Origin of the sequence: Phormidium pseudopriestleyi FRX01 (assembly GCF_017313335.1) — a bacterium.
Classification (GTDB): domain Bacteria; phylum Cyanobacteriota; class Cyanobacteriia; order Cyanobacteriales; family Laspinemataceae; genus Laspinema; species Laspinema pseudopriestleyi.
In genome coordinates, this window is the sequence record NZ_JAFLQW010000073.1 from 1 (window position 1) to 7,130 (window position 7,130).

Below are 7,130 nucleotides of genomic sequence, written 5' to 3' on the forward strand. Positions count from 1 at the left end.
ATTGTCCTTGATGAAGGAGTTCACCACTAAGCCAGATAGGTACGCTTTGCATTCTGATATTGCTTGTCAGTTGTATAGGCTGGCGGCTCAAGGCAGTAGTGACTTACTGTGCCGGAATTTCACCGAAGACTAGAATACAAGAATCACGCAGATGATTATTCTTACTCGCTTTTACTATTTTAACACGGTCGGCTCATATCCCCACGGATAAATCCGGGGGCTTTACGCCGATTCTCGGTAAACGCACTTTTGCCAAGGATCATCCGGGGGATCGCCCTGGGGATCTGGCCTAGAATGCTTTAAAATGCAAAATTAACCGGATATTTCCGGTGGGATTTTTCATAAAAACATTGCAATTTTTAAATTAAAGATGACCCTGACATCGGAGTTAATCGCCCTGGGGCAATACTTAGCGGGGGAATTTGACAATCGAGAACAGGCGATCGCCGATCCCGCATGGTATGTCCACCTGCACCTCTGGCAGCGTCCAGTCCCGGTCCAGTTATTTTCCGAACCTAGCCTCACCCTGTTTGCTGAACAAGCCAATATTCTCAATCTCGATCGCCCCTATCGGCCTCGAATCATGCAACTTCGACAACTTCCCAATTCGGGCAGTCAACCTCAGTTAGAAGTACAGTATTTCATGCTCAAAGACCCTAGCCAATTCCGGGGGGCTGGTCTCCAACCCAGTCTACTCAAACAGCTAAATCCGGCACAAGTAGAATCCTTGCCCGGATGTACCCTCACCGTCAGCCAGAAACGCTTAACTGACGGGACCTATCATTTTGCCGCATCCTTGCCCTCGGGAGCTCGATGCTGCTTTCCCTATCAAGGAGAAACTCGCCAAGTCGATCTCGGTTTCGAGGCATCCCCGACTGAACTGTTCAGCTTTGACAAAGGCATCGATCCCAATACGGGTAAAGCCTTGTGGGGGGCCATTTTAGGGCCATTCCACTTCACCAAGCGTCACGATTTTTCGGGGGAACTCGTCGGACTCTCCGATTAAGGGAGTCCAAAAAAATAAATTATCCAAGTTCTGCGGTGAAAAACTTGACTCTTCAGCCAGCTTTGGCAGGCTTTGTCCGCAAGTGCCCCACCGTTAACGGGTGTGGGTTTTGGGTATTTTATTTTTTGGAGTTCCCTAAAGAGGTGAGCGTTTCTCTTGTGCCGGGGATGCCAAACCGGGTTAGAAATTATGACCCCCGTTTCTCCAATCCCCTTCAGGCATTAAGTCGCCATGCTTCGGGGTCCTGCTTCCAGCGCTTCTTCTTCGGTGTCGTAGATTTCAAAGACTGAATCCATCATCGTGACTTCAAAAACCAATTTGGCCTCTGGATGCACGTTACAAATACGGAAACTGCCTTTAACCTTGTCCGCATCTCGCATCCCTGCTACTAGCGACGTCAGGCCAGAACTATCAATAAAGTTAACCTGCCCTAAATTAACGACAATATGACGACTCAGTTTAGAAATGCACTCCTGTAATTTGAGGCGAAATTGCCACGCGGTGGTAATGTCCAGGCGACCCGTTGGGGCCAATACAATCACCGTTGTTCCATCCTGGGTCGTATGGGTTTTTTGCTCGATATGAATCACAGGCCCTCCCTCAATACGCTAGTTGCCTACCTCGCTTTCGTAGTTTAGCAAAATCGGAGCCATTGCCTCGATTGAGCTTGACCGAAATTAGCCAAACTGGCTGCTAGAAAAATAGCACAGTCCGGCGGGGGTTCAAACCCCCGCCTCATAGCTAAAGTCGGTTAAAAACCGACTAAAAACGTTAGCCACTAAGACTTTCAGTCGGTTTCAACCGACTTGATCTCTTAGGCGGGGGTTTGAACCCCCGCCGGGTGTGGCCACGGGTGCGGGGGCCTTTAATTCCCGGTCCACTCCGCCCAATTTTGCGGTTTCAAAAAGGTTTCGTAGAGTTCAGCTTCCGGGGTGTTCGGTTCCGGTTGATAGCAATATTCCCACCGAACCAAAGGCGGCAGAGACATTAAAATCGACTCGGTGCGCCCATTGGTCTGGAGTCCAAAAATCGTGCCGCGATCGTACACCAGGTTAAATTCCACATACCGTCCCCGGCGATATAGTTGGAAATTGCGTTCGCGATCGCCATATTCCATCCCAGAACGACGCTGCACAATTGGCCCATAAGCGGGTACAAACGATCGCCCGCAATCTTGGGCAAAGGCAAATAACGCTTCCCAACTGCGTTGAGGAGGAGTGCCAATTTTTCGGCTATATTCCGCTGCCGGTCCGGTGGGGTCCGGGCCGCGATAGAGTTCGCTTTGACCATCTTGGTAGTCAAAAAACAGACCTCCTACCCCTCGGGTTTCGTCGCGATGCTTCAGGTAAAAATATTCGTCACACCAGAGTTTGAAAACCTGGTAATACTCATCATGGTGGCGATCGCAAGTCGCTTTCAAGGTTTGGTGAAAATGGGCGGCATCTTCGGCAAACGGATAATAAGGTGTCAAATCTGCACCGCCTCCAAACCACCAAACCGGCCCCGCTTCAAAATAGCGATAGTTTAAATGAACCGTGGGAATGTAAGGATTGCGCGGGTGCAACACCATCGAAGTCCCCGTGGCATAGAAGCGATGACCCTCTGCGTCTGGACGTTGCTTTAAAATTGAAGGCGGTAGGTGATCCCCCCAAACTTCAGAAAAATTCACGCCCCCTTGTTCAAAGACCTTGCCCTCGCGCATGACCCGAGAACGGCCCCCGCCCCCTTCCGGGCGGTCCCAAGAATCTTCTTGAAACGTGCCAAGGCCATCAAGTTCTGCCAACCCTTGACAAATTTCATCTTGTAGAGACTGCATAAACTGACTGACTCGTTCTTTCGAGTCATCCGGTGGCAAATTCTGGGTAGAGGTGGCCTCAAAAGTCGAAGAAACTGTCATAATGTCAAATTATTTTCTGCTGCGGGATAGAGATCTGCCTGTCAAGAGCGATCGAAATCTCAGCGGTGGATAACGCGATCGCACCCTTGATGAAATCTTTAGCCCTTCTCTGGATCAAGCTGACCGACTCTGAAAAAATCCTATCTTAATCTCTGCCCTTATCCACTCCCTTTAAAAATTCTACATATTACTACAAAAAAAGATACATTAGGAAAACACCCAGTGTTTCAGCAGGCAGGGCGTGCAAGGGTCAGCAGCAAACACAGGCGATCGGGCAATAATTGCGCCCTCCCAACCGGGAAACCACACCCGCTCAACCCGCCAAAACTCAACCTTGACCTTCCCCTAAATCACGACTGTCTGACTGATCTGTCCCAGAGAAGAGAAACAGGCAAACCGATGACTCAAACCCTAACTTCCCAAGCAATCTTAGAAGTCTTGCAACCCGTGCAAGACCCCGAACTCCAAAAAAGCTTGGTCGATCTGAACATGATTCGCAACGTCAAAATTGACGAAGGCAACGTCAGCTTTACCCTAGTCCTGACCACCCCCGCCTGTCCCTTGCGAGAATTTATCGTCGAAGACTGCCAAAAAGCCGTTCGCACCCTCCCAGGAGTCGAAGAAGTCAGCATCGAGGTCACCGCTGAAACTCCGCAACAGAAATCCCTCCCCGATCGCCAAGGCATCGCCGGAGTCAAAAATATTCTCGCCATCTCCAGTGGCAAAGGCGGCGTCGGCAAAAGCACGATCGCCGTTAACGTCGCCGTCTCCCTCGCCCAATCCGGTGCTAAAGTCGGACTCCTCGATGCCGATATTTACGGTCCCAACGACCCCACCATGCTCGGACTCAGCGATGCAAAAGTCATGGTCCGCCAAGGTCCCCAAGGAGACGTTCTCGAACCCGCCTTTAACTACGGCGTGAAATTAGTCTCAATGGCCTTTTTAATCGACAAGGACCAACCCGTTGTCTGGCGCGGTCCCATGTTAAACGGCGTAATTCGGCAGTTTCTCTATCAAGTCGATTGGGGAGAACTCGACTATCTGATCGTAGATATGCCCCCAGGAACCGGCGACGCCCAACTAACAATGGCTCAATCCGTCCCAATGGCAGGTGTCGTGATTGTCACCACCCCCCAAACCGTTGCCTTGTTGGATTCCCGTAAAGGGTTAAAAATGTTCCAACAATTAAACGTGCCAGTCCTGGGAATTGTCGAAAATATGAGCTATTTCATCCCCCCAGATATGCCCGACAAAAAATACGATATCTTTGGCTCGGGGGGTGGACAAAAAACCGCCGATGAACTCGGTGTCCCCTTATTAGGCTGCGTCCCCTTAGAAATTACCCTGCGCGAGGGTGGGGATAACGGTGTCCCGATCGCCATTTCTGCCCCGGATTCCCCTAGTGCTAAAGCCTTACGAGAAATTGCTCAACGAATTGCCGGTAAAGTCTCTGTCGTTGCCCTAGCCTAACCGTAGATAGAACAAACCCCATCCCCCCATCCCCCCATCCCCCCATCTCCCCCATTACCCCCATCTCCCCCTTGAAATATGTTTCAAAAGTCCGTCCGTCGATCGCGCTGGAGAGCCTGGGTACAACCGTGGCTAGAGTTTGACTGGCTATTATTTATCTTGCCCGTTGGGTTAACGCTATTTGGCGGGATTATGATCCGCAGTACCGAACTCAACCGAGGGTGGACCGACTGGTGGCAGCATTGGTTGGTGGGAGGGATTGGATTACTAATCGCAGTCGCTATCTCGCGATCGCGCTACGACAACCTGATTCAACTTAAATGGATTGTTTATGGTGCCACCAATATCTCCCTGCTGGCGGTTATCTTTATCGGAACCACAGCCCTCGGTGCCCAGCGCTGGATTACCATTGGTGGATTCAACATTCAGCCGTCAGAATTTGCCAAATTAGGGCTGATTATCACCCTAGCCGCCCTGTTGCACGAACGGACCCCCGACAGTCTGGGTTCTATCTTCAAAACCCTGGCAATTACTGCTGTACCCTGGGCCTTAGTCTTCTTACAACCTGACCTGGGTACCTCCCTCGTCTTTGGGGCGATTACGATGGGAATGCTGTATTGGGGCAACACCAGTCCCGGTTGGCTGCTGCTGTTGGTCTCTCCCCTAGTTGCCACCCTGCTGTTTAACCTTTATTTACCCGGATGGTTTGCCTGGACTGGCTTAATCGCCTTAATGGGCTGGCGTACCCTACCCTGGCCTTTTTTGGGTGCATTGGGAACTGTGGTGATGAACCTGATTTTCGGTCGAGTGGGGAACCTATTATGGAACCTCCTCAAAGATTATCAAAAAGAACGATTGACCACCTTCCTCACCCCAGAAAAAGACCCCCTCGGGGCTGGATATCACCTGATCCAATCTCGGATCGCCATTGGATCCGGTGGACTGCATGGGCGGGGACTCTATAATGGCACCCAAACCCAGCTTAACTTTATCCCCGAACAACATACCGACTTCATTTTCTCCGCCATTGGCGAAGAATTTGGATTTATCGGGTCGATGGTGATCCTCCTGTCCTTCTGGTTAATTTGCCTGCGCCTAGTCTTGATTGCCCAAAACGCTAAAGACACCTTTGGGGCATTGTTGGCGATCGGGGTTTTATCGATGATTGTGTTTCAGGTGGTGGTGAATATTGGCATGACCATTGGACTCGCGCCGGTTACAGGTATTCCCCTCCCTTGGCTGAGTTACGGTAGGTCCGCCTTGCTGACCAATTTTATCGCCCTGGGTTTGGTTGAATCCGTCGCCTATCACCGGGAAAAAACGAAGAAAAAGTTTTAGCCACCGGCTATTTTGGCGAACCCTTGACGAATGACTCCAAAACGATTCACCATAACGGATGATGACTCAGGTTTCCTGACTTGTCAGCACAATCCCTTAACTCTAAACATCTGGAAAACATTATGATTTTGCCTGGATCGGCTGTTCGTGTTAAAAATCCCGATGATACTTACTACGACTTTCAAGGACAAGTTCAACGCCTCACCGATGGTAGGGCGGCTGTCCTGTTTGAGGGTGGAACTTGGGATAAATTAGTTACCTTTAGACTCTCGGAACTCGAACCTGTAAATGCCACTGCAGGCCGCAAGAAAAGCAAATAGTTCCCTGTGGATAACCGTTCAGGGTTGATGAGATTTGACTCTTCAACCCTGTATTTTTTCTGATATTCAAGATATATTTAAGCGTTAATTATGCGTCTACCTTTACCGCAATTTGCCAACGAACACCGTCACCCGGACCATATTGCTGAGGTGATTGAGACTGCAACGACGGAATTTTTAGCCCAATGTCTAGACCCGGAAGAGTTAAATTTTCCCCTGATGCCGCCCTTTGGAAGTTGGGTGAAATCTTTGGATGAAGAGTCAGGAAATCAGATTTATGGGGTGGTTTATTTTGCCACCACCAGTCCGATTGATTCCGTGCATCGAGCGAGGGCGCTAGGTTTGTCCTTAGATGGCTTACGGGAACAGCAACCCCAGATTTTTGCCATGCTCAAAACCGAATTTCGGGCGGCGATCGCCGGGTTTTGTCCCCATCTTGACAACCCAAATGGCTCACGCCGTCCAACAGGAATTGTCTATCAATATATCCCCCCCCGTCCCCCTCAAATTCACCAAGCCGTCTATCGCTGTCAACCCGCAGAAATTGTTTACTTTACCCAACAGTTTGATTTCCTGCGCACCCTCTTACAAGTTCCTGGTGCACCAGTAGATGCCTTGACTGCGGCAGCCATTCGAGAGGTCTATCAGTTACGGGGTGCCGATCGCGATTGGTTAGTCCAAGCTGGACGCACTCTGAGCGTCTTGCTCAAGGATGATTACGATCGCCTCCGCCTAATTTTAAGTCAAATTCATCCCTAGGTCAATTTTCATGATTAATACAGTTAATCCATCGATTTCATTTTTGTCAGTTATTTTGAGTTGTTTAAAATATACATTTATATAATTTTTAAAACAACAAATATAAACGTGAATTTTGCCAAAATTTCAGTTGAAATAATATTTTCAAATAGAGCAAAATAAATTAAAAGCGATATAAGCATATTAAATTACGAACAAATAATAGTTAGAGTCGATAGGGGCATCGCTACCCCTACCTCTCCTTCAGAACCGTGCATGAGACTTTCACCTCACACGGCTCCTCAGTAATGCCACCCTGTTGTGGGTACGATTCACTCGCTCGAAATATCCGCTTTTGCAA

Annotated in this window: 7 protein-coding genes; 5 read left to right on the plus strand and 2 right to left on the minus strand. The window is 49.4% G+C overall.

All coding sequences use genetic code 11. The annotated features are described in order from the left end of the window. Nucleotides 1-370 precede the first annotated feature (370 nt). Complete coding sequence (locus tag J0895_RS03135; RefSeq protein ID WP_207086674.1) at nt 371-1,006, plus strand: chromophore lyase CpcT/CpeT; 636 nt, start codon at nt 371-373, stop codon at nt 1,004-1,006. A 221-nt stretch (nt 1,007-1,227) separates the two neighbouring features. Here J0895_RS03135 and J0895_RS03140 read toward each other — a convergent pair whose 3' ends face one another. Next, nucleotides 1,228-1,596 (minus strand): anti-sigma factor antagonist, encoded by a 369-nt coding sequence (locus tag J0895_RS03140; protein ID WP_207086675.1) that lies wholly within the window; start codon nt 1,594-1,596, stop codon nt 1,228-1,230. A gap of 275 nt (nt 1,597-1,871) precedes the next feature. After that, nucleotides 1,872-2,903: an oxygen-dependent coproporphyrinogen oxidase gene (gene hemF / locus J0895_RS03145; RefSeq protein ID WP_207086676.1), complete on the minus strand. Its 1,032-nt coding sequence runs from the start codon at nt 2,901-2,903 to the stop codon at nt 1,872-1,874. A gap of 399 nt (nt 2,904-3,302) precedes the next feature. Here hemF and J0895_RS03150 point away from each other — a divergent pair, with 399 nt between their 5' ends. The 4 genes from J0895_RS03150 (at nt 3,303) to J0895_RS03165 (ending at nt 6,790) form a co-directional block, all read left to right on the plus strand. Next, nucleotides 3,303-4,373 (plus strand): Mrp/NBP35 family ATP-binding protein, encoded by a 1,071-nt coding sequence (locus tag J0895_RS03150; RefSeq protein WP_207086677.1) that lies wholly within the window; start codon nt 3,303-3,305, stop codon nt 4,371-4,373. Nucleotides 4,374-4,451: 78 nt separating this feature from the next. Then, nucleotides 4,452-5,711 (plus strand): rod shape-determining protein RodA, encoded by a 1,260-nt coding sequence (gene rodA / locus J0895_RS03155; RefSeq protein WP_207086678.1) that lies wholly within the window; start codon nt 4,452-4,454, stop codon nt 5,709-5,711. A gap of 122 nt (nt 5,712-5,833) precedes the next feature. Then, complete coding sequence (locus J0895_RS03160; protein ID WP_207086679.1) at nt 5,834-6,031, plus strand: NAD(P)H dehydrogenase subunit NdhS; 198 nt, start codon at nt 5,834-5,836, stop codon at nt 6,029-6,031. A 90-nt stretch (nt 6,032-6,121) separates the two neighbouring features. Continuing rightward, on the plus strand, nt 6,122-6,790 hold the full coding sequence (locus J0895_RS03165; protein WP_207086680.1) for a hypothetical protein: 669 nt from the start codon (nt 6,122-6,124) through the stop codon (nt 6,788-6,790). The last annotated feature ends 340 nt before the right edge of the window (nt 6,791-7,130 follow it).